This is a genomic window from Thiothrix lacustris DSM 21227 (assembly GCF_000621325.1).
Taxonomy (GTDB): domain Bacteria; phylum Pseudomonadota; class Gammaproteobacteria; order Thiotrichales; family Thiotrichaceae; genus Thiothrix; species Thiothrix lacustris.
The window spans coordinates 21510-43710 of the sequence record NZ_JHYQ01000013.1 but is presented as its reverse complement, the minus strand read 5'-3'; the positions used below and the strand labels follow the sequence as shown (position 1 = coordinate 43710).

Annotated in this window: 25 protein-coding genes; 10 read left to right on the top strand and 15 right to left on the bottom strand. The window is 52.4% G+C overall.

What is annotated here, in order from left to right; genetic code table 11:
• Positions 1-10: 10 nt before the first annotated feature.
• From Q394_RS19395 to gspG, 5 genes are all read right to left on the bottom strand, one after another.
• Positions 11-1117 carry an efflux RND transporter periplasmic adaptor subunit gene (locus Q394_RS19395; RefSeq protein ID WP_051542982.1) on the bottom strand — a complete coding sequence of 369 codons (1107 nt, stop codon included), beginning with the start codon at positions 1115-1117 and terminating at the stop codon, positions 11-13.
• Between the two features lie 143 nt (positions 1118-1260).
• Complete coding sequence (gene gspJ / locus Q394_RS0106865; protein WP_028488630.1) at positions 1261-1902, bottom strand: type II secretion system minor pseudopilin GspJ; 642 nt, start codon at positions 1900-1902, stop codon at positions 1261-1263.
• Positions 1899-2288, bottom strand: coding sequence for a type II secretion system minor pseudopilin GspI (gene gspI / locus Q394_RS0106860; protein WP_028488629.1), 390 nt, complete (start codon positions 2286-2288; stop codon positions 1899-1901). The genes gspJ and gspI overlap by 4 nt, the downstream gene beginning before the upstream one ends.
• A 1-nt stretch (position 2289) precedes the next feature.
• Positions 2290-2781: a type II secretion system minor pseudopilin GspH gene (gspH, locus tag Q394_RS19390; RefSeq protein ID WP_038140786.1), complete on the bottom strand. Its 492-nt coding sequence runs from the start codon at positions 2779-2781 to the stop codon at positions 2290-2292.
• Between the two features lie 7 nt (positions 2782-2788).
• Complete coding sequence (gene gspG, locus Q394_RS0106850; protein ID WP_028488628.1) at positions 2789-3217, bottom strand: type II secretion system major pseudopilin GspG; 429 nt, start codon at positions 3215-3217, stop codon at positions 2789-2791.
• A 55-nt stretch (positions 3218-3272) separates the two neighbouring features.
• Here gspG and rrtA point away from each other — a divergent pair, with 55 nt between their 5' ends.
• Together rrtA and Q394_RS0106840 are read left to right on the top strand one after the other, a co-directional pair.
• A complete protein-coding gene (gene rrtA, locus Q394_RS0106845) occupies positions 3273-3872 on the top strand; it encodes a rhombosortase (protein ID WP_051542977.1) in 600 nt (199 codons plus the stop codon).
• The gene (locus Q394_RS0106840; protein WP_028488626.1) at positions 3869-4537 is read left to right on the top strand and encodes a ComF family protein; all 669 of its coding nucleotides are present in this window, start codon (positions 3869-3871) and stop codon (positions 4535-4537) included. Before rrtA ends, Q394_RS0106840 begins: the two co-directional genes overlap by 4 nt.
• Before the next feature lie 2 nt (positions 4538-4539).
• Here the strand turns inward: Q394_RS0106840 and Q394_RS0106835 are convergent, their stop codons facing one another.
• On the bottom strand, positions 4540-4998 hold the full coding sequence (locus tag Q394_RS0106835) for a YaiI/YqxD family protein (RefSeq protein WP_028488625.1): 459 nt from the start codon (positions 4996-4998) through the stop codon (positions 4540-4542).
• Positions 4999-5125: 127 nt separating this feature from the next.
• Between Q394_RS0106835 and uvrD the strand changes: the two genes are divergently transcribed.
• Complete coding sequence (gene uvrD, locus Q394_RS0106830; RefSeq protein ID WP_028488624.1) at positions 5126-7357, top strand: DNA helicase II; 2232 nt, start codon at positions 5126-5128, stop codon at positions 7355-7357.
• A 3-nt stretch (positions 7358-7360) separates the two neighbouring features.
• Here the strand turns inward: uvrD and Q394_RS0106825 are convergent, their stop codons facing one another.
• The 5 genes from Q394_RS0106825 to queG all read right to left on the bottom strand — a co-directional run bounded on the left by Q394_RS0106825 (position 7361) and on the right by queG (position 11585).
• A complete protein-coding gene (locus tag Q394_RS0106825) occupies positions 7361-8017 on the bottom strand; it encodes a precorrin-8X methylmutase (protein WP_028488623.1) in 657 nt (218 codons plus the stop codon).
• Positions 8018-8026: 9 nt separating this feature from the next.
• Positions 8027-8854, bottom strand: a complete 828-nt coding sequence (locus tag Q394_RS21350; protein ID WP_051542975.1) for a DUF3298 and DUF4163 domain-containing protein — start codon at positions 8852-8854, stop codon at positions 8027-8029.
• A gap of 9 nt (positions 8855-8863) precedes the next feature.
• On the bottom strand, positions 8864-9328 hold the full coding sequence (locus Q394_RS0106815; protein WP_051542972.1) for a methyltransferase family protein: 465 nt from the start codon (positions 9326-9328) through the stop codon (positions 8864-8866).
• Complete coding sequence (gene pdxH, locus Q394_RS0106810; RefSeq protein WP_028488621.1) at positions 9325-9960, bottom strand: pyridoxamine 5'-phosphate oxidase; 636 nt, start codon at positions 9958-9960, stop codon at positions 9325-9327. Before pdxH ends, Q394_RS0106815 begins: the two co-directional genes overlap by 4 nt.
• 575 nt (positions 9961-10535) lie before the next feature.
• On the bottom strand, positions 10536-11585 hold the full coding sequence (gene queG / locus Q394_RS0106805) for a tRNA epoxyqueuosine(34) reductase QueG (protein ID WP_038140784.1): 1050 nt from the start codon (positions 11583-11585) through the stop codon (positions 10536-10538).
• A gap of 58 nt (positions 11586-11643) precedes the next feature.
• Here queG and hisA point away from each other — a divergent pair, with 58 nt between their 5' ends.
• Together hisA and Q394_RS0106795 are read left to right on the top strand one after the other, a co-directional pair.
• Positions 11644-12378: a 1-(5-phosphoribosyl)-5-[(5-phosphoribosylamino)methylideneamino]imidazole-4-carboxamide isomerase gene (gene hisA / locus Q394_RS0106800; RefSeq protein ID WP_028488619.1), complete on the top strand. Its 735-nt coding sequence runs from the start codon at positions 11644-11646 to the stop codon at positions 12376-12378.
• A 30-nt stretch (positions 12379-12408) separates the two neighbouring features.
• A complete protein-coding gene (locus Q394_RS0106795; protein WP_028488618.1) occupies positions 12409-13365 on the top strand; it encodes a DUF808 domain-containing protein in 957 nt (318 codons plus the stop codon).
• On the opposite strand, the gene Q394_RS19380 is transcribed toward Q394_RS0106795, so the two are convergent.
• Genes Q394_RS19380 through Q394_RS0106780 form a run of 3 tightly spaced genes read right to left on the bottom strand, consistent with a single transcriptional unit; the run spans position 13358 to position 17250 of the window.
• Positions 13358-15367, bottom strand: coding sequence for a transglutaminase TgpA family protein (locus Q394_RS19380; RefSeq protein WP_245606745.1), 2010 nt, complete (start codon positions 15365-15367; stop codon positions 13358-13360). The genes Q394_RS0106795 and Q394_RS19380 overlap by 8 nt on opposite strands.
• A complete protein-coding gene (locus Q394_RS0106785) occupies positions 15360-16340 on the bottom strand; it encodes a DUF58 domain-containing protein (RefSeq protein WP_051542970.1) in 981 nt (326 codons plus the stop codon). Before Q394_RS0106785 ends, Q394_RS19380 begins: the two co-directional genes overlap by 8 nt.
• The gene (locus Q394_RS0106780; protein WP_028488616.1) at positions 16315-17250 is read right to left on the bottom strand and encodes an AAA family ATPase; all 936 of its coding nucleotides are present in this window, start codon (positions 17248-17250) and stop codon (positions 16315-16317) included. Before Q394_RS0106780 ends, Q394_RS0106785 begins: the two co-directional genes overlap by 26 nt.
• 171 nt (positions 17251-17421) lie before the next feature.
• Between Q394_RS0106780 and Q394_RS0106775 the strand changes: the two genes are divergently transcribed.
• The gene (locus tag Q394_RS0106775; RefSeq protein WP_028488615.1) at positions 17422-18204 is read left to right on the top strand and encodes an Lcl C-terminal domain-containing protein; all 783 of its coding nucleotides are present in this window, start codon (positions 17422-17424) and stop codon (positions 18202-18204) included.
• Between the two features lie 94 nt (positions 18205-18298).
• Here the strand turns inward: Q394_RS0106775 and orn are convergent, their stop codons facing one another.
• Positions 18299-18844 (bottom strand): oligoribonuclease, encoded by a 546-nt coding sequence (gene orn, locus Q394_RS0106770; RefSeq protein WP_028488614.1) that lies wholly within the window; start codon positions 18842-18844, stop codon positions 18299-18301.
• Between the two features lie 48 nt (positions 18845-18892).
• Here orn and Q394_RS0106765 point away from each other — a divergent pair, with 48 nt between their 5' ends.
• The 4 genes from Q394_RS0106765 (at position 18893) to Q394_RS0106750 (ending at position 22135) form a co-directional block, all read left to right on the top strand.
• Positions 18893-20137 (top strand): M48 family metallopeptidase, encoded by a 1245-nt coding sequence (locus tag Q394_RS0106765; protein ID WP_028488613.1) that lies wholly within the window; start codon positions 18893-18895, stop codon positions 20135-20137.
• A gap of 11 nt (positions 20138-20148) precedes the next feature.
• Positions 20149-20427: a c-type cytochrome gene (locus Q394_RS0106760; protein WP_028488612.1), complete on the top strand. Its 279-nt coding sequence runs from the start codon at positions 20149-20151 to the stop codon at positions 20425-20427.
• 41 nt (positions 20428-20468) lie between these two features.
• Positions 20469-21380 carry a ribosome small subunit-dependent GTPase A gene (gene rsgA, locus Q394_RS19375; protein ID WP_051542965.1) on the top strand — a complete coding sequence of 304 codons (912 nt, stop codon included), beginning with the start codon at positions 20469-20471 and terminating at the stop codon, positions 21378-21380.
• Positions 21381-21631: 251 nt separating this feature from the next.
• Positions 21632-22135, top strand: a complete 504-nt coding sequence (locus tag Q394_RS0106750; protein WP_028488611.1) for a hypothetical protein — start codon at positions 21632-21634, stop codon at positions 22133-22135.
• Positions 22136-22201 lie beyond the last annotated feature (66 nt).

Below are 22201 nucleotides of genomic sequence, written 5' to 3'. Positions count from 1 at the left end.
AAAATCATATTTATTTTGCATCGGGCATCCAACCGGAAGAAGCAGTGCTGGGCGGATCGTCAATAATACGCTCATCATCACTCAAACCAGACACCACCTCAACCTTACCATCCTCTTGCTCTGCGCCGAGCCTTACCAAGCGCAACTCCGAGGTATTATCATTATTTATAATCAGTACGCTAGGTAGGCTACGCCCCCTCAGCAATGCTGTTTTCGGGATAACCACCACTTTGGTATCCCCTTGTTTGGATTCTGGCAAATACACTTCGGCATACATTCCCGGAGCAGCCACAGCATCCACAGGCAGATCGAATTTCACCGTAACGGTATGGCGGCTAGGATCAGCTACCGGATAAATCTGGGTGATTTTCACCATTGTGGTGGCATCACTGTCAATTTTGGCAGGGACAATCATACCAACGCTTAAGTTACTGACTAACCCTGATGGCACATCGGCTTGCAAACGCTTGTACTTGACGTAACCGTATTTGATCAAAGGCTGACCAGGCTGGACAGTATCGCCCACCTCCACCATTTTTTCCAGCACGATACCCTCAAAGGGAGCCACCGACTTAGCGTCACGCAAGGCCGCGTCAATTTCCTGCAATTGCGACATCGCCTGCTGCAAATTGCTCTGCGCCTGCGATACGCCTGTCGCGCTACTCATCAAATCGCTATAACGCCCCATATCAGAGTCGTAATTACCCATCATGGAATTAGCAAAAGGCTGCACCATCGTCATATCAAACATGGCAGGTAAACCAAATCCAGGCATTCCACCAATATCTTTACTACGGGGAGACACTAATTCACGGGTATATTGTGCTTGAGAATTTCTCACAGACGCCTGCGCAATGGAAATTTGCGCCAAGATAGCATTGCGCTTTGCCATCAATTGCGACTCATCCACCTGAATAATCACATCATCCTGCTGGAAACTTGACCCGGCTTCTCCCGCAACAAACTTCACCGCCCCAGAAATCTGAGCAGAAAGGGTCACTTCCTTATACGGAATAACAGTACTTCCCAAGACAGAACGGGACAAAGAAGGAACGGCTTCCACCCTAACAATCTCAGCAGAATGCACAGCAGGCAACCAACCAATACTCCATAGCATTAGCAGCAACCTCAGTGTATTTATTCTTATACTCATCGGTGTTCCGGTTTCCTCGAAGCGGCGTGACGCCGAAAGGCGTGGCAGAACTATATCGTTTAAATACATCAAATTCCAGTCGCTCACTCTAGAGCATTAGTAAATCCTTATAAATATACGGTGAAAACACGCCGAATATCCCCAAAACGCTTATGTTTCAGGGAAAACTCCACCGCTACCAACATCGACTTATCCTTGGGCAAATCATCCTTAAAACTCCCACCACGCGCTGTCAGAAAACGGAAGCTTGGCTCACCCTCCACCCCATCCAACAACACTAACGAAACGGGCTTCTCATCGTCGACATGATCCACCAAATTCCATGTCTGACGTAACAACTTGCCATTATCCAGCACATAACGCACCCGTTGCAAACCACTACGCATCAGCCCAGAAGACCGTAATTGCCACGCCACATCCGGGTTGCCACCACGGGTAAACTCCAACAAGACACCCATCTCATCAGGCCGGGTAATGCTGTTATTCTCACGTTGTCCCGTATCGGTGGTATACACAACCGTACTCGTCGGGCGTAACAGCGTAAGCTGGTGCAAATCTCGCTCCACAAAAACCAAGGCACGTTGTAATTGCTGGAATTCAGCCTGCGGCTGTTCCACTTGCCGCCCTGTATCCATCAGCACACTCACCGACTGATAGGCCAAGGAAATCATCAAGGAAAAAATCGCCAATGAAATCATCAGCTCAACCAGCGTAAAGCCGCGTGAATGCCGCCTCAGCACATTCCTCATTGTCCAAGCCTCCGCTTAGGTTGCGGATTCGCCACGTAAGCCAATTCAACCGCCAGAACTTGTGACGCCTGCCCCTCACGAAACACACTCACTTTCACCTTACGCAAGTCAGCATCAGGGGTTGCCGAGATTTCTTGCTGCCATTGCCATGGCACATCTCCCATCTCCACCTTACCCTCCGCCTTACCGATCGCAGGAAAGCCTTTACCTGTCTGCACCACCGCAAGCTGATTAAATGCCACCCAACGCGCCAAGGTTGTCTCTTTCATGCGGTTATAGCTGGCAATATCACCACTGCTGGTTTCCACGCTCACCGTGATCACTAACCCCAATAGCAACAAGGCAAACATAATTTCGATCAGATTAAAGCCTTGCTGCTGACGCATATCAACCAGACTCCGCTGCCATATCGACCAAACGGCCTACATTATCGAACTTAAGCACACTTTCACGCTCATCTTTATTACGCAAATGCCACTCAAAGGGCATCATCTCACCGGTAGGCAAAATGAATACTTGCGGTTGAATATCCTTGTTTTTGGGCAAGCTCACCGCCTGCCCTTGCAGGTAAAGCACAGACTCATACTGCCCTACCCACTCATACGTTTTTAACAAGCCATCCTTGTCGATAGGATCCCACTGAAGCTGGTCATTCTGGGCAAAAAAGGCATAGCCCGATTCCCCAAACCCCAATGCCAGCGCCTGTGAACGCACGATACTTTCATCCTGAGCCATCGTCACGCGCTCACGCAAACGCGCCACCTCCTCATTCAGCGGATCGGAAACTGACAGGTTCAACATCGAACCTGCCAGCGAGTACAAGATCCCAATCACCATGATCACGATCATCATTTCCAGCAGGGAAAACCCTCGCTGCATACGCTGCCTATTCCGCCAGCTGCCAGCTACCCACATCATCTTCTGTGCCTTCACGTTTATCCGGCCCAATGCTGTAAATGTCGATTTCGCCACCGTGCGTACCTGGATTTAAGTAACGATAGTCGTTGCCCCATGGGTCTTTCGGCAGCGCCTTCATGTATTGACGCCAGCGCGGCGCATTACCAGGATTCGTGATCAACGCAGTCATCGCCCCAGAAGCTGGGAAGGTACCATTATCAGCCCGATACATTTCCAGCTTGATTTTCAGATCGCCCACTTCCTTCTTAGCCTTAAGGTTTTGAGCATCCCCCATCACGTTCAAGTTACTGAATACCAGCCCCAACAGGATGCCGATAATGACGATAACAATCATCAACTCAGTTAGGGAAAAACCCGCCTGCCCCGATTGATGTCGTGCCGATTTACTTCTTCTCATGCATTTTATCCTCTAAACAAGATTTCATCACAACGATTCTGGCATACTGACAGCCATGTTGCACACCAGAGAATCTACTACTTTGCCCGGCAAATGCGTTAACACTTGTTTCATCGCCATTGTTTTCACGGTATTACTGCCATTATTACAGTTTTTTCATGATCAATTTTTTTATCAGCGTTATTTGATCGAAGCAGGCGATATCTGGCGTCTATGGACAGGTAATTTCGTACACACCAATTTTTGGCACCTAACCCTCAATCTTGCGGGTATCTGGCTGCTAGTATTCATCACCCCCTCAAACGACAGCAAGCTCGTGCAATTGTTACAAATCGCCTGGCTGGCTACTTGCGTTGGCTTAGGCATATGGTTCATGAGCCCCGGTGTGATTTGGTATGTAGGCTTTTCTGGCATTCTCTACGGCCTATTTATGCTGGGTGGCATCCGACTCTTATTTCAGCGAGACTGGCTAATGGCAGGCTTCATCTTACTGGGCATTTGTGGCAAAACCCTATGGGATTGGCAACAAGGCGGTTTATCTCCTACCTCTGCACTGATCGAAGCGCCAGTTCTCTATGCAGCCCACCTGTACGGCATGAGTGGCAGCCTCTTATTGGGAATACTCAACCTATTCCAGCAGCACCGTAAACCATGAATACCAGCGCACTTTGGCAAGCTTTTCAGCAAACCATTATGCCTCACTGTGCTTTTTGCGGCTTATCACGTATAGCAGGCTACCCACTGTGCACCCAGTGCCACGAAGCATTACCGTGGTTACAGCCAGAACAAAATCTCCCCCTAAGCGGTTGCCCCGCCAGTTTAAGCGCTTTTGTTTACCAAGCCCCCATCAGCAACCTGTTACTTGGCATCAAATTTGGTAAAAATCTGCGTGAACTAGCGACCTTGGGCGAGCTGACCGCGACAGGCATTTTGCCACAACTAGAGAAAGTACCCGACGCGATTCTACCCGTGCCGTTGCACAATGCCCGCCTACACAAACGCGGCTTCAATCAAGCGCTGGAACTGGCTCGCCCGTTAGCAAAACAGCTCGACATCCCCCTATTAACCCGCACCATTACCCGCAACAAAGCCACTTTGCCGCAAACCGAGCTCAACGCCAAGCAACGGCAACACAATTTGCAGCAAGCATTTCAACTAAACATCCCCACACCCTACCGACACATTGCCATTTTCGATGATGTCATCACCACTGGCGCAACTGCCCGCGAACTAGCAGCCTTATTGCTGGCTAACGGTGTCGAACATGTCGAAATCTGGTCATGCGCCCGCACTATTTTCACACCCCAAACCCAGGATTAACACTACACCTGCTTGGGCGCATAACGGGTAAGGAAACGATCCAGCTGGTTAGCAAACGCCTGCCGATCACTCTGATTCAGTGCCGGAGCCCCCCCCGTCACCATGCCGCTGTTACGCATTTCTTCCATCGCATTGCGGATACGCAAGCGTTCACGGATATTTTCCGGGGTATAAAACTGCCCACGCGGATTCAGCGCATGGCCTTGCTTTTCAATCACCTCCGCCGCCAGCGGAATATCCGCAGTGATCACCAAATCGCCTGCCTCCAGATCCTGCACGATGCGGTTATCCGCCACATCGAACCCAGCAGGTACCTGAATCGTTTTGATATATAACGACGGTGGAATACGCAACGGCTGGTTTGCCACCAAAGTGGTACGAATTTGCAAGCGTTCGGCAGCACGGAACAGGATTTCTTTGATCACATTCGGACAAGCATCAGCATCAACCCAGATTTGCATAGTGGTTCCTTCGGACATAAATTCATCCACATAGTATTGGCGCTACTCAAACCAAGGTCAATTGAAGCGATACATCACCTGATAACTGTCTCCACCTGTCACCTGCTTTTCCGCTACAATCACCCAAATGGATATATCACCGCTGCTCAACCCCCTGAACACCCAGCAACGCGAAGCCGTTTCTGCGCCCCCCGTCCCCATTCTGGTACTGGCGGGTGCGGGCAGCGGCAAAACCCGCGTGCTGGTACACCGCATCGCTTGGCTGATTGAAGTCGAAAATGTTTCACCGCTCAGCATCCTCGCCGTGACCTTCACCAATAAAGCCGCCAACGAAATGCGCGGGCGCATCCAGGATTTGCTGCAAGTCCCCAGCGGCGGCATGTGGGTCGGCACGTTCCACGGTCTGTCGCACCGTCTGCTACGCCTGCACTGGCAGCAAGCGAAACTGCCCCAAACCTTCCAAATTCTCGATTCCGAAGACCAGTTGCGCATGGTCAAACGCATCCTCAAAGCGCTGGAACTGGATGAAACCCGCTTCCCGCCGCGTCAGGTTGCCAGCTTCATCAATGCTCGCAAGGATGAAGGTTCACGCCCGCACCACATTGAAGACAAAGGCGATTTCAATCAGCGCCAACTGGTACGCATTTACACAGTCTACGAAGAAAACTGTCAGCGCAATGGCGTGGTCGATTTCGCCGAACTGCTGCTACGCTCGCTGGAACTGCTGCGTGACAACCCGGAATTGCAACTGCATTACCGCAAGCGTTTCCGCCACATTCTGGTCGACGAATTTCAGGATACCAATGCTCTGCAATACGCTTGGCTGCGCCTGTTGGCAGGCGATGAAAATCCGGTATTCGCCGTCGGCGATGACGACCAGTCGATTTACGGCTGGCGCGGCGCGAAGATCGAAAATATCCGCAATTTCACCAAACATTTCCCACGCTGCGAAACCATCCGCCTCGAACAGAATTACCGTTCCACCGCCAATATCCTCAAAGCCGCCAACGCCCTGATCGACAATAACCGTGGGCGCTTGGGCAAAAAACTCTGGACGGACGGCAAGGATGGCGAACGCCTGCACCTGTACGCCGCCTTCAACGAAATCGACGAAGCACGTTTCATCGCCGGGCGCATCCAGAAATGGCAGGAACAGGGTGGAATGCGTCGCGATATTGCCATTCTGTACCGCTCCAATGCCCAGTCGCGCGTATTTGAAAGCACCTTCAACGAAAACCGCATTCCCTACCGGGTGTACGGCGGCTTACGCTTCTTCGAGCGGGCTGAAATCAAGGATGCACTGGCCTATTTACGCCTCACCGCCAACCATCAGGATGACGCGTCGTTTGAACGCATCGTCAACCACCCGCCACGCGGCATCGGCGAACGCACCATCGACATCCTGCGCAGCCACGCCCGCGCCATGAATGTTTCCCTGTGGGAAGCCGCCCAGCAAGTCGCTGATATTGGTGAATTTACCCCGCGTGCCGCCAATAGCGTGTCAGGTTTCGTCCAACTCATCCAGCGCATGGCAAGCGACATCAACAGCCTGCCCCTCAGGGAACAAGTTGAAATCGTCATCGAGCTTGCCGCGCTAAAACCGCACTTCCTCGCCAAGGAAAAAGGCGAAGCAGGCCAGACACGGGTCGACAACCTCAGCGAACTGATCACCGCCGCGCAAGGCTTCGACCTGAACACACTCAACCGCCCCCTGAGCGAAGGTGCAGAAGACCCACCAGAAATGGACGAGCTTTCCGCCTTCCTGTCACACGCAGCATTAGAAGCCGGTGAAGGCCAAGGCGAAGCGGGCGAAGATTGCGTGCAAATGATGACCCTGCATTCCGCCAAAGGCTTGGAATTCCCGCTGGTTTTCCTGACCGGGCTGGAAGAAGGCTTGTTCCCGCACCAGATGTCCGCCGATGACCCGGCACGGCTGGAAGAAGAGCGCCGCCTCTGCTACGTCGGTATTACCCGCGCCGAAAAAGAACTGGTGATGACTTACGCCGAGCAGCGCCAGTTGCACGGGCGCACGCAATTCAACCCGCCATCCCGCTTCTTGCGCGAACTGCCGGAGGAACTGGTAGAAGAAGTGCGTCCCAAGGTAAAAACCTATACAACAGGTTTTGGTGGCAACAACCCTTACCGCTCTGTCACGCCTGCACCAAAACCCGCTACCCGTACCACCAATTTCAATGAAACAGGTTATCGTGTCGGGCAACGTGTACGTCATGCGAAATTTGGCGATGGCGTTATCACGGATTCAGAAGGGGCAGGCGCTCATTCTCGGGTGCAGGTCAATTTCAAAAGCGCCGGGATTAAGTGGCTAGTATTAGGGTATGCCAATCTGGAAAAGCTGTAGCACTTAAAGAGGATCTATCATCGGGCTGAGTTTATTCTGCTGCATGGCCAGCAGGCTGTTCAGTGCTGCGGCGGCCAAGACGCCACCGCCACGCGTGCCCTCAACCACGATGCATTCTACCCCTAAATCTTTGTGCTGTTTCCAGAGCAGTTGTTTGGCGGCTTCAGCATTCACAAAGCCACGCGCCGAGGCAATGACCAAGGCGGGCGGCGGTGCGCCTTCCTTAAGAATTTCCAGCAAGCGAAATAAAGCCGTGCCCGATTGCCCAATCAGCACGATGCTATCCGCCATGTAACGTTTCCAGCAGTCGACCCCCGTCATCGCGCGGGTCTGCTTAGTACTTTTCGCTTGGGAGATAACCGATGCCTTGCCCAGAAAGCCGAACGGCTCTTGATACAGCAACCTTTTACTCAACGCATGATTCACGAGTTCCACGTCATACAGCAGGTTATTGCGCTGTTTAATCGCCTTACGAGCAACGGGCAACGCCCGTTCACTAAAACGGATAGATTCCACTAACGACGGATCGCCATAAGCCATCACCATTTGGATCACAACTTGCTGTTGTTCATCGGTAAAGGCATCCAGCACTAACTGCTCACGGAGCAGCAGCTCATTCTGCTGGTGGATACGTTCTGGATCCCGTAAATACTCAATCATTCACATTTCTCACCGTGCAACGGCTGCCAATAAACCAGCCTCAGGAATGAATGCCTTAATGTCATCATAAGACACGGTGAATTCAGTCGGTCCCATCGCGTAGGGCGCTACTTCATAAGCATTGAAGTTAAACACTAGGCTATCTTTCAACACGCCAAAATTAGTATTGACCTTAAAGCTATTATTGGCAAACCAGAAACCTGCTTCCTCAAGACTTGCCGCCTCAGGCAGATTGCGTTCCTTACGAAAAGCACGTTCACCGACTTTGTTTAACTCGGCTTCATAATTCGGTGCCAATAACGCATTCAGTGCCAAATGCTTGCCGCTATCCAGATCCAATACAAAGTAGCGTTGCCCGCTAAAAGGGTGCGCACCACCTGTATAACCCGATTCGCTAAAATTCAGAGTAAGCAAATGATCCGATGCAAAACTGACCTCAACTTTACGCTCCATTTCCCATACGCCCATGGCATCTGGCACTTCGTTGTAATCATTAACGAACATACTGGAAAATTCATCGGGAGTCGTAGGAGCCTTACCTTGTGGATCGCTGTACTCCAGCACCTGTTCCTGAATAAACTGGTTAATCGCTGCTGCCGCTTGTGGGCTTCCTGCCGTTAAAACCTTGGGATAAGTCAGCCGTAAATTCGCGCAACGGACATTTTCCGGGGTTGTCTCCGTTGCACCGGGGCATTGTGGCCCACCTGCTCGCTCAAACACCACGTTTTCTACTTGTAAAGGCCCACTGATATTACTCCCCCCTAAGATAGGGAGTTCCAGCTTACAGCCTGATACTAGCAGTACACTCACTGCCAACAGCGTCACTCTTGCTAACATGAACATTCCTCACCACAACCAGCGGGAAACCCGCCTTTTGTAAGCAAGATACGCGTCACCAAAGGTTTGTTCCAGAATTTTTTCCTCGGGAATGATTTGCTGCTTAGTCAGCACCCACACAAATAGCGGCAATAGCAGAAAAGGGCTAATACTACCCAGCCAGATACTCCAACCAAGCAGGATAATCAACATACCCACGTACATCGGATTACGGGTATAACGGTACGGACCTTGTGTCACCAAAGCCTGAGTACGTTCGGGGTGGATCGGGTTAAAGGTGGTATGTGCACGAAAAAACAAACCCAATGACCAGAAGTCCATCAGCACCGCAGCAGCGATCAGCACCAAGCCCAGCCGGTTCCACGGCGAAGCAATCAGCTCAAGCAGCGGCAACCACTGATCTGCTGCCCACATCATGCCCGCAAAGGCCAGCAGGTAAACCGGTGGTGGAATCTTCAATTGCAACGCATTCATGGTGCTAACCTCTCAATATCCCACCCTTCCCCATTGCGGCGGTATTCAAAACGGTCATGCAGACGGCTGGGGCGGCCTTGCCAAAATTCGATAGTATCTGGCACGATGCGGTAGCCCCCCCAAAAATCGGGTAAGGGAATTTCTCCCGCACTGAACTTACGTTTCATTTCATCCAGCTTGATTTCCAGCAACTTGCGCGAGGTGATAATGGAGCTCTGCGCGGAAACCCACGCACCTAACTGGCTACCACGCGGACGACTAGTGAAGTAACGCAAGGATTCCAGTGTTGAAACCTTTTCAACTCGCCCAGTGATTTCCACCTGACGCTCCAGTTCCTTCCAGAAAAACAGGAGTGCCACTTGCGGATTCTCCGCCATTTGCTGCGCTTTCTGGCTGTGGTAATTGGTAAAAAACACAAAGCCATTGGCATCAAATGATTTCAGCAATACCGTGCGTAAAGTGGGTTTGCCTGCTGCTGATACAGTAGCAATTTGCATGGCGGTTGGTTCCAGCACTTGGCCGTCTATCGCCTGCTTCAGCCATAGACTGAACTGTTGGTAAGGATCAGGGTCTAGTGTATGACGACTCAGACCAGCTTGAGTGTAATCGTTACGTAGTGATGCAATATCCATTCTCTAACTTCCAATGATTTCCAGTGGTTTGAGTGGATTTTACCTGAAAATAAAAAAGCCAGACCCAAAATAGCGGGTCTGGCTAAAAAGACACAAAGGAAGGGCTAAGACCTTTGCGTCAAAGTGGAGTCCGCGTTGGACTCCAGGGGCTAACAAATAGGCTTTATACCATACTATCGCAATGAGTAATATTGAGAGATAAACATTTCTTCTTGCGCTGAAAGCGCATGTGACACATTAAGCAACGAAGCTGACACCATATTGGATGATTCACTTTGTGCAGGTCGGTAAGGCATGACAGCACTCATAAAGGGGCTACTGGTAGCAGGCGGAGCTGACATACCGTAGGCACTATAGGCGCGTTCTTGCCACATACTGTATAATGGGTCGTCCTGTACGGTTACGCAACCGGGCAATATTGCTACCACTAGTAGCGCCCACACCACACTCACTCTTTTTATTTTCATTGTGTTATTCAGGGTTTGGGTTTGTGATGTGCTCATCATGCCCAAAACAAATGCGCATTCATAGATTATACTGATGCACGGATGCAAAACTAGGATAAAGCGTGAAGACTAACTGCTAATACCTTGTTTTTGCTGATCAACAGCCCATTCAATATGCTCTTGCACCAACACACTCTCGATCTCTAGCAGCCTATTTTGTAACACGGCTAAAGTGGCCGCACTAGCAGGCGCATTCCCCAGCGCTACCGCGATATTGCGCAACCAGCGTTCATAACCAATACGGCGGATCGGCGAGCCTTCCAGTTTGCGCATAAAATCACTTTCACGCCATTGGAACAACTCACTCAGACGGGCGCTATCCAGACCGTTACGCACCGCAAAATCAGCCTCCGGCGACGTTTGCGCGAAACGATTCCACGGGCAAATAAGCTGACAATCGTCACAGCCATAGATGCGATTGCCCAACAGCGGGCGCAATTCCAGCGGAATACTGCCCTGATGCTCAATAGTAAGGTAAGAAATGCAGCGCCGCGCATCCAGCGTGTAAGGGGCAAGAATCGCTTGCGTAGGGCATACGTCGATGCAGGCACGGCATTGCCCACAGTGATCGGAAACACTGCCGGTTTCTTCTAACGGCAAATCCGTATAAATCTCACCCAGGAAAAACCACGAACCCGCTTCACGGCTGAGAATATTGGTGTGTTTACCCATCCAGCCCAGCCCGGCTTTGACTGCCAGTGGCTTTTCCAGCACTGGCGCACTGTCGGTGAAGACCCGATAACCGAAACTACCGATCTCGGCCTGCAATTGCTGGGCAAATTTTTCCAAGCGCTGGCGTAGCACCTTATGGTAATCACGCCCCAGCGCATAACGGGAGATGTAAGCACGTTCGGGGTGATTCAGCAGCATTTCAGCATCCACACTATCGGGCGGGAAATAATCCATGCGCACACTGATAACGCTCAACGTACCGGGAACCAACTCGGCGGGGCGGCTGCGTTTGCTGCCGTGATGCGCCATCCACGCCATATCGCCGTGGTAGCCTTGCGCCAACCAATCCAGCAAACGCTGCTCGGCAACCGACAGGTTGATATTACTGATACCGACAGCGTTAAATCCCAACGCCTTGCCTAGCGCCTGAAGTTTGTCAACGATCATACTCCCCAGAACCTCCTGTTTTGCGGTAGCATACCGCAACTCAACCAAGGATGTGACTATGCTACTGATCCCCGCCATTGATTTGAAAGACGGCCAATGTGTGCGCCTGCGCCAAGGCCGCATGGAAGACACCACGGTATTCGCCAGCAACCCCGTCGAGGTGGCGCAACGCTGGGTAGACGCGGGCGCACGCCGCCTGCATCTGGTCGATTTGAACGGTGCGTTTGAAGGCAAACCTGTAAATGGCGACGTGGTTCGCGCTGTCGCGGCACGTTTCCCGAATGTCCCGGTACAAATTGGTGGCGGCATTCGCGATGCAGCAACTGTCGCGGCGTATCTGGATGCGGGCGTACAATATTGCATTATCGGCACGAAAGCGGTGCAAGAGCCACAATTCGTCATTGACCTGTGCAAGCAATTCCCCGGCCACATTATCGTCGGTATTGACGCGAAAAACGGCATGGTAGCCACCGATGGCTGGGCAGAAGTATCAGCCGTGTCAGCCATAGAACTGGCCAAGCAATTCGAGCAAGCAGGCGTAAGCGCGATCGTTTACACCGACATTGCCCGCGATGGCATGATGAAAGGAGTGAATGTGGAAGAAACCGCCAAGCTCGCCGCCAGTATCAAAATTCCGGTGGTCGCTTCGGGTGGTGTTACCAATATGGATGACATCACAGCACTGTGTGCCGTAGAAGATCAGGGTATCATGGGTGCAATTCTGGGACGCTCGATTTACGAGGGTACAATTGATCTGGCGGCAGCCCAAGCCTACGTCGACCAACAGTCATAAATAAAAAATCATTATAACCAGGAGTTTTGCATGGCAGGTGGAAGCCTTTTAGCCTTACTCGACGACATCACCACCGTACTGGACGATGTTGCCCTCATGACCAAAGTAGCAGCGAAAAAAACCGCTGGCGTGCTGGGCGATGACCTCGCCTTAAATGCCCAGCAAGTAACCGGGGTACAAGCCGAGCGCGAATTGCCCGTGGTGTGGGCAGTTGCCAAAGGTTCATTCCTCAACAAGCTGATTCTAGTGCCTGCTGCCCTGCTGATCAGCGCGGTTGCCCCTTGGTTGATTACCCCGTTGCTGATGATCGGTGGTGCGTATTTGTGTTACGAAGGTTTCGAGAAAATCTTCCACGCGCTCATGCACAACAGTGCAGAGAAACACGAAGAAGCTCATGAGCTTCTCGCTGCTGCCCACAACCCCGACATCGACATGGTGGCGTTTGAGCAGGACAAAATCAAAGGTGCTATCCGTACCGATTTCGTCCTCTCGGCTGAAATCATTGTGATTGCGTTAGGCACGGTAGAAACGGCCTCATTCATGATGCAAGCGCTGACCGTTTCTGCGATTGCCATCGTCATGACCATTGGTGTCTACGGGCTGGTAGCGGGTATCGTCAAACTGGATGATCTCGGCTACCACCTACTCAAAGAGCGCGTAGCAAGCGGTGTAACCAGCTTCCGCCAAGCCTTGGGACGCGGTATTTTGTGGTTCGCCCCGTGGCTAATGAAAACCTTGTCCGTGGTGGGAACAGCCGCCATGTTTCTGGTCGGTGGCGGCATCTTGCTGCACGGTATCCCGCATTCACACGAATTCACCCACGGCGCGGAACTGTTCGTGCAACAGGCTGGCTGGGCAGGCAATGCTCTGAAAGCCATCGCCCCCACCTTGCTAAGTGGTGTATTCGGCATCCTCGCCGGGGCAGTTGTGCTCGCCATCGTCACCCCCGCCACTGCACTGATCGGCAAGTTCAAACAGACTACCTGATCTTCCCCAACAACGTTTTCAGCCGTCGGGTAGCCACACGCCCGTCGGCTGGCGGCGCATAACAAATCCCCTCATACACCTGCGTAAACTCGCGAATCACCTCTGCCAAAGCAGGCAAATGTTCCGCTGCTTGATGGGCAAACGCCCCCGGTGCATCGCCCGGTTCACGCCTTGCGCCACGCTTTGCCAATGCCTCGCAAAAACGCCGGTAGAGCCGATGTTCGGGCGCTTCCGGTTGTCTGCGCTGCGCCATGCCCAAGGCCAGCAACCAAAACAGACCAATCGCCGCAAACAAACCGCCCGCAAACAAAGCCACTTTCCCCACGGATAAATCACCCAGCGCAGACTTCAACAGCGCCGCCTGTTCCTCGCGGTCATAACCCAGCACCCAACGCCGCCAGCCGTATTGCACCGCATCAAACTGCTGACGCACCCCGTTCAACCACGGCATTTTGCGGGCAGACAATACCGAATCCGCCAAAAAGCTGCCTTCTGCCTGCACTGCCGCTTCCAGCCCTTGTTCGACCCGACTAGGCGCAACCGCTGTGGTCGGATCAACCCGCACCCAACCGCGCCCCGCCAACCACACTTCCGTCCACGCATGAGCATCGTACTGGTGCACCGCCAAATATTGCCCAGCAGCATTCCATTCCCCCCCCTGATAACCCACCACGACTCGCGCGGGAATCCCCGCCGCCCGCATCAGAAATACAAAACTCCCGGCATAATGTGCACAAAACCCACGTTTTGAATCGAACAGAAAGCCATCAATCGTATCCTTATCACCCAAGGTCGGAGGATTCAAGGTGTACTCGAACGCCAAATCATGGAAACGTGCCAGCACCTTATCAATATAAACTTGTTCACTCCCCGCCTCACGCCGCAAACGTTGCGCCAATTCACGGCTACGCTGATCCCCTGTTGACGGCAAACCCAAGGCCAAAGTGCGCAAATACTCCGGCAATACCACATCGCGCTGTGTCGCCGGGTAACTCACCGCTTTCAACAGAAAGGGCGCTTGCAACGCCTCTTGCGCCATCACCCGATAATCCGCGCCACGCAACACATCGCCTTCCACCTCCACTGCGGGCGAGAGGGTAAACAGCCACGGCTGCCCTGAGGTTTCATATACCGCCTCATACGCTACCGGATTGCCCTGCACCTGCATACGTTCAGGTTGCCAGCGATAATGACTCATCAAAGCGGTTTTCAATTGGTACACATCGTAATCGCGATCAAACTGCCGCCACTCATGCCCATCGAAATGGTTCAGTACCAAACCCTGCCAATACAACTCATGCTGTGCCGGGCGCTTGCCCTTGAACGTTACCCGAAAAGCCAGCTCATCCGACTTACCCAGCTTCTCAATATCGCCAGGAGCCATGCGATCCGTCATGCCAGTCTGCGTCTGCCCACTAGCCAAAGGAATACTCCATAACGGCGCTATACGTGGTGCAAACACAAAAATCACCATCATCAACGGCAAGCATTGCAGCAGCATAAAAACCGCCAATCGCAGATTGAAACGCACACTTTGCCCCGTCGAAAACTCAGTTATCGCCTGCTGCACGCCGACCAATACACCGGTCAGCACCACCATCGACACCATCCCGTACAAGGCCGCCGTCAACGATTGCGTATACAAAAAATGCAACGCCACCAGAAAATAGCCAATGAAAATCACCACAATCGCATCGCGGCGCTGCACCACTTCCAACGACTTGAAGGCAAACCCCAGCAACAACAACGTCGCCATCGCATCCAACGACGGGAAGCGTAAACCGCTCAACAATAAGCCCCCCACGCCCAACCCGATCAGCAGCAACTTCACCACATTTCCCGGTTGCGAGGCAGCGCCAGCCAACACCCGTAAGCGCCACCACGCCACCACCACCAACACGGGTAACAACCACAGCGGCAGGTCGAACAAAAATGGCAACATCACCACCAATTGCGCTGCCAACAACCAAATCATGCCGGTATAGGTAATCTGCTTATTCACTTACCACCCCAAACAAGGCCAGTGCCTGCAAACAACGGGCTTTGTGTGCCTCGCCCTTGCCCGGTGCAATCACTTTACCCGGCAGTTTCAAACCGTATTGGCGCTGCTCCTGGTGGAAATCCAGCACCTTGCGGCATAAGTGCGACAAACGCACCTCGATCCCCGGCATGGGCAATTCATCCCAATCCAGCCACAAGTCATGGCTGGCGTAATCGACAAAGGTTTTGGTGTACAGCTTGCCGGTCTGGGCAAATTTAGCCCAATGGATACGTTTCGGACCATCGCCGTGCTGATAGTCACGAACCCCGCTGAAATCACTGGTTCCACCGGCAATTTCCAGCCCGTCATCAGTGGTTCCACCGTGGGATTGACCTATCGGTTGAAAAGCCTTCTCCACCGGATTGGGGTAGACCAGCCCTTGCACATCCAGATACACATACGACCACGCTACCGCGAGACCTGTCGGGTAGCGGGTGGAAACCTGCAAGCGGGGCGGTTTGAAATAGCCGCGTCCCTCGGTGCTGTGCGACAGTTTCACCCGCAAGGTTTGCGCGGAAATCAGATCGACCTGTACCTGATCTTCCCCTTTCCACGCCAGTTCCAACGCATATTTCGTCTGCTTAACGGGGCGGCTCAGCGCCACTTCCAGCACGGCTTTTTCCCCGGCGAAACAGGGTTCCACCCCCATCGCGGTCAGCGTCAGACCGGCGAGATTTCGCCAAGTGTAAAAAATATTGAGCAACAGCAAGGCCAGCAACCAAAAGCTGATGATGTACACCAGCGAATTCTGGAAGTTGATACCCAGCAAGAACAGCAGGGCAATCACCCCCACCAACCCTAGCGCGGTCTTGCTGGGAACAATGAATATTTTACGCTGGTTGAGGGTGGTTGCGCGGGCGCTGGGCAAACGCTGCCGTAACCAGCCATCGAGTTGCGCCTGCAAGGCATTAGCCACGTCCGCCCCCGACGACATCGACTTTGCCGAGAATTTGCCTCGCCAGTTGTTCGCCTTGCGACTCCTGCCGCCCGATAATGCGATGCCCCGCCACCGCAACGAAAACCGCTTGCACGTCTTCTGGCAATACATGCCCGCGAGCCTGTAACAGTGCCCAGGCTTGCGCACTTTTAACCAGCGCCAACGCTCCACGTGGTGATAGCCCCAGATGGCACACCTCGGTTTGACGGGTATAAGCAATCAGGCGTTGCACGTAATCCAGCAGGTTATCGGTCATTTTCACCTGTGGAACCAGTGATTGCAGGGCTTTCAAGCGGCTTTCATTTAATACCTGCTGCATACTCGCCAACAACACACGCCCATTGCGGCCTTTCAACAAAGCACGTTCAGCCTCTGGGTTGGGATAACCAAGGGAAAGGCGTATCAGAAAACGGTCAAGCTGCGATTCGGGCAAAGGAAAGGTTCCCGACTGGCTTTGCGGGTTCTGGGTGGCTATCACAAAAAATGGGGCGGGTAAGGGGTGTGTTGTGCCATCGACACTCACTTGACGTTCTTCCATCGCCTCCAGCAAAGCACTTTGCGCTTTGGGAGTGGCGCGGTTGAGTTCGTCGGCAAGAAACACCTGACTGAAGACTGGGCCGGGGTGAAAACGGAAACGGCCTGACTGCTGCTCAAATACTGACGCGCCAATCAAGTCGGCAGGCAATAAATCGCTGGTGAATTGCACTCGCTTGTACTCCAACCCGCACACGTGAGCAAGCGCGTGTGCCAGAGTGGTTTTACCCATGCCTGGCAAATCTTCCAACAATAAGTGCCCATTCGCCAGCAGGCAGGTCAGCGCCAATTGCACTTGCTGCTCTTTGCCGTGGATCACTTTATTTAATTGCGCAAGCGTAGCCTGAATGAGCTGGGGGGCTGCGGTTGTCATCGTTTATCCGTTATTGTTATTGATGAGGTTTGGGGGAAATTTTACAGGATCGCCTCAGCATTACCTACCCTAAAGCGACGGACTGCACCCATAAGTCATTACATAAATTTATTGATTCATTGCAGTTCCGTATGGTATATACAGGGCTTATTGCAATATCAGGTAATCATTATGTCTATGAACATGCCCTTAAAATCTCCTCTTAATTTAAGCAAAACAGCCATTGCTGTATATTTATCAAGCATTACATTATTATCAGGATGCGGTGGTGGCGGTGACACTACTGCGCAAAATGTCATTATTCCTGATACAACAGCCCCCGTCATCACTGCCACTACTGTTGCTAAAACGTTTACTAGCATGAATGCGGCGGGTGACACCAACATTACGGCGGGTATTGATAGCGTTGCTTGCACCAAAGACAACACGACTCAATTGGTTTGGGAAGTCAAAAGCGACGAGGCTGCTGGGTTAACCCAGCAAGGCGAAGACTTTCGTGACAAGGACTATGGCTATAATTGGTACAATGGCCAAAGCGGCTCCGTGGGTTTACCCGCAGGTACTGCGGCAACAGCAAGTGTGTTAGGTTCATTCCCTTGCCAACAGTCAGGAACTGCACTCACCAGTTGTAACACCAATGCTTACATTAATGCCGTCAACACCATGAATGGTGGCAAAGGTTTATGTGGTTTCACCAACTGGCGCTTACCTACCACTACTGAATTGCTTGGAATCATGGACACTACGCGTACCAGCGCACCGTTCATTTACTCCGCTTTAGGCAGCACTGCGACCGACCCCGAAACACTCGGTAGTTCAGTACGCGGTTATTGGAGCTCTGAGGTATCGTCAACAGGCTTCTGGAAAGCTGTCAGCTTCTCGCTGAAAGAAGGCAACCGGGCACAAGCTCACTCCAATAGTAGTTACAACTATGTGCGTTTAGTACGTCAATAAGAGTAAGAAAACGCATGACAAAAAATAATAAAACCAAGTCAGTGACAAAAAATAATCTAATGAAGGGGCTGTCATCGCAGCCCCTTTTAAAGGCTTAAAGCACAATAAAATGCTCACGGTAATACTTCAGCTCATCAATCGAGTCATGCACATCGGCCAGCGCCAGATGCTGTGATTCTTTCTTGAAACCTGCCGCCAGCCCCGGCTTCCAGCGGTTTGCCAATTCTTTCAGGGTACTCACATCCAGATTGCGGTAGTGGAAAAACCTTTCCAGTTCCGGCATTTGACGGGCGAGGAAGCGCCGATCCTGACAAATGCTGTTACCACACATCGGCGATGCCCCCGCTGGCACGTATTGCTTGAGGAAAGCCAGCGTCGCTTGTTCCGCATCCGCTTCTGACAAAGTGCTCGCTTGTACCCGTTTGATCAGGCCGGAACCACCGTGTTGTTTCTGGTTCCAGTCATCCATTTTTGCCAGCGTCGCCTCCGGCTGGTGAATCGCGATCACCGGGCCTTCCGCCAACACGTTCAAGTCTTTGTCGGTGACGACGGTGGCAATTTCGATAATGACATCGTTGAACGTATCCAGCCCGGTCATTTCCAGATCGATCCAGATCAAATTTTCCTGATTCATGCTCATTCGGTTACACTGTAATTACTTTAGGGAATCTGGAATATAACAGACATCATGCAAACCTTTACCTACATTTTCCTCGCCTTCCTGCTGGCTTCGACGCTGGTACAAATTTACCTGTCGTTGCGCCAGAAGCAGCATGTCAGCGCCCACCGCAGCGCCGTTCCTGCCCCGTTTGCCGACAAAATCACGCTGGATGAACACCAGAAAGCCGCCGATTACACCCTCGCCAAAGGCGGCGTGGGGCGCATCGACCTGCTGATCGGTCTGGTTGTTTTACTGGCGTGGACACTGGGTGGCGGACTGGAATGGCTGGATCAGCAATGGCGCAGCTTCGGCTGGGGCGACCTGTATACTGGCACGGCCGTCATCATTAGCCTAATACTCATCGGCAGCCTACTGGACATGCCGCTGTCGCTGTACCGCACCTTTGTGCTGGAAGAACGCTTTGGCTTCAACAAAATGACGCCCGCCACCTTCCTGATGGATTTGCTGAAAGGCGCGGCACTGTCACTGCTGATCGGCATTCCAGTGGTGATGCTGATCCTGTGGCTGATGGAATCGGCGGGCAGCCTGTGGTGGCTGTATGCGTGGGCAGCGCTGACCGCGTTTTCGCTGCTGATGACGTGGGCATACCCCAAATTCATTGCGCCGCTGTTCAACAAATTCAGCCCGTTGGAAGAAGGTGAAGTCGCCGACCGTCTCAACGCGCTGCTAACACGTACCGGCTTCAACAGCAAAGGCGTGTTCATTATGGATGGTTCGCGCCGTTCCGCCCACGGCAATGCTTATTTCACCGGGTTTGGTAAAAACAAGCGCATCGTATTTTTCGACACCCTGCTCAAGCACCTGACCCCGGCGCAAGTGGAAGCGGTATTGGCGCATGAGCTGGGGCATTTCAAACGTAAGCACATTGTCAAAGGCATGGCACTATCCATGATCATGACGTTAACCGGTTTTGCCGTACTGGCATGGTTAATGGGGCAAACATGGTTCTATACTGCATTGGGGATCAGCCAATCTTCCACCTACATGGCGTTGTTATTGTTTGTGCTGGTTAGCCCTGCCTTCACCTTCTTCATTGGCCCGATCATGGCGTGGTGGTCACGCAAACATGAGTTTGAAGCCGATGAGTTTGCCGCACAACAATCCAGTGGGACGGAACTGATTGCCGCGTTAGTGGGTCTTTATAAGGAGAATGCCAGTACTTTGACACCCGATCCTTGGTACTCAGCGTTCTATGACTCGCATCCGCCAGCCGCGATACGGATTGCGCATTTACAACAACAAACTGATTAAAGAGTAGTGAAATGAAAGCTATGTTGATTCTCTGTACTGGCCTATTGCTGATGCAGACAGCAGTGGCCGAGCCTGACCCGGTAAACGGACAAAAACTGTTTGCCGCTTCGCAGTGCCTGAACTGTCACGGCACCGATGCCTTCACCAAAGCCGACCGCAAGGTCAACGACCTCGCCGCACTGGAAAGCCAAGTGCGTCGTTGTGATGCCAACCTCGACACCAACTGGTTTGACGACGAAATCAAGGATGTCGTCGCTTACCTCAATCAGGCGTATTACAAACTTCAGTAATACGTGGGCAACGTCGTTGTTTTCCGTCACAATAGGACGTTATGACGGAAAACACATCTCAACTCATTTCTTCAGGCGCTGGGCAGGTTATTACCCGCTTTGGTGCTGACTTTCTCATCGAAACCGAGCAAGGCGAATTGTTACGCTGCACGGCGCGGCGCAAACTCGATAACCTCGCTTGCGGTGACCGCATACAGTGGGAAGGCCAAGCACAAGGTAATGCTGCTGTCACGGCCATGTTGCCCCGCCGCAATGTCTTGGAACGCCCTGACTTCCGGGGCAGACTACGCCCGGTTGCCGCCAATATTGATCTACTGATCGTCGTCACCAGTTGGCAACCTGCACCACTGTGGGAAATGCTCGACCGTTACCTGATTGCTGCCAACCGCCTGCGAGCTGATGTATTGCTGGTCATGAACAAGTCTGACCTGCGCAGCACTCATGCCAGTGCCGAAGCAGAAGCCTGTTTAGCAGAATACGCCAGCATTGGTTGTCCGATCCTGCACGTTTCGGCTGATCAGCAACAGGGAATTGCCGCGATTCTTACCGCGATTCAAGGGCGCACTGCTATTGTGGTTGGGCAATCTGGGGTGGGTAAATCATCCATCGCCGCGCAATTGCTGCCTGACACCGATATTCGTGTCGGTACGATTTCTGATAACGGCGAAGGCCGTCACACCACCACCTCCGCTACCCTGTACCGCTTACCCTTGGGTGGCTCGCTGATTGATTCCCCCGGTGTGCGTGACTTTGGCCTGACCGGTATGGACTTTGCCACGCTGGAAACGGGCTTCCCGGAATTCCGCCCGTTTCTGGGTGAATGCCGCTTCCACAACTGCACCCACAACCACGAGCCGGGCTGCGCGATTAAAACCGCCGTCAAAGCTGGGCAACTTCCACCCCGCCGCTTTGCGCGTTACCTCAATCTGCTCGCGGATTTGCAAGGCCAATAACAGCCAAACACCACCTTACATACCGTAGATCGGATCGCCTGTCAGGGTTCATCCGTTGTTTAAGTGCAACGGAACTATAATCCACTCAGATTAATCAAAAATAAGGCACAGATAGAAACTGGCTAATCAACCCTAGAATCTGCTAGGGAAGTGAGCACTATCACGTTAATTCTCAATATTTTCCAGTAAAGTCAATAACGTGAGCAAACAGTTTCATTAGGAATCACCCTAAGCCAATTGGAGGTAACACCATGAATGTCCATCAACTACATCTTCCCGACAGCTTTTATAGCGACTTGCAAGAATGCACCCCGTGCGAAGCATCCCCCGATCCCAGCGTCACCCGCTACTGGCCAAAAGTCAGAATGCACCGCCGCCGTATGACAGGAATGCCAGATGAACGCTTAAGCATCGAAATATCCAACCCCTGGCCTGATCTCATGCTCCGCCACGTCACGATAGCCTTCATCTCCACCGGCCCCAACAGCCACCTGAGCAACGGCATCCCCGCTGTCAAATTTGCCCCCACCCACGGTATCGAATTCGGTGACATTGCCTACAGCAACCCAACTGGCGTACAACGTGGCGGGATAGTCCGTGACATTATCATGCTGGAAATCCAACCCAGCCATGACGGTCGTGAAATTTTCGCAGGCATCTGCTTCACCGCGTGTGACAAAACCGGCAAAGCCAAACATTACGGGTATTTATTATTCCGCAGCAACCTACTGATTCCAAAAGAATCTGCCGCTTGAATGCTGCATTACATTTGAACCCTTGACCGTATTTATGAGACTCTTGGCGCATTATTGGTAGCATGG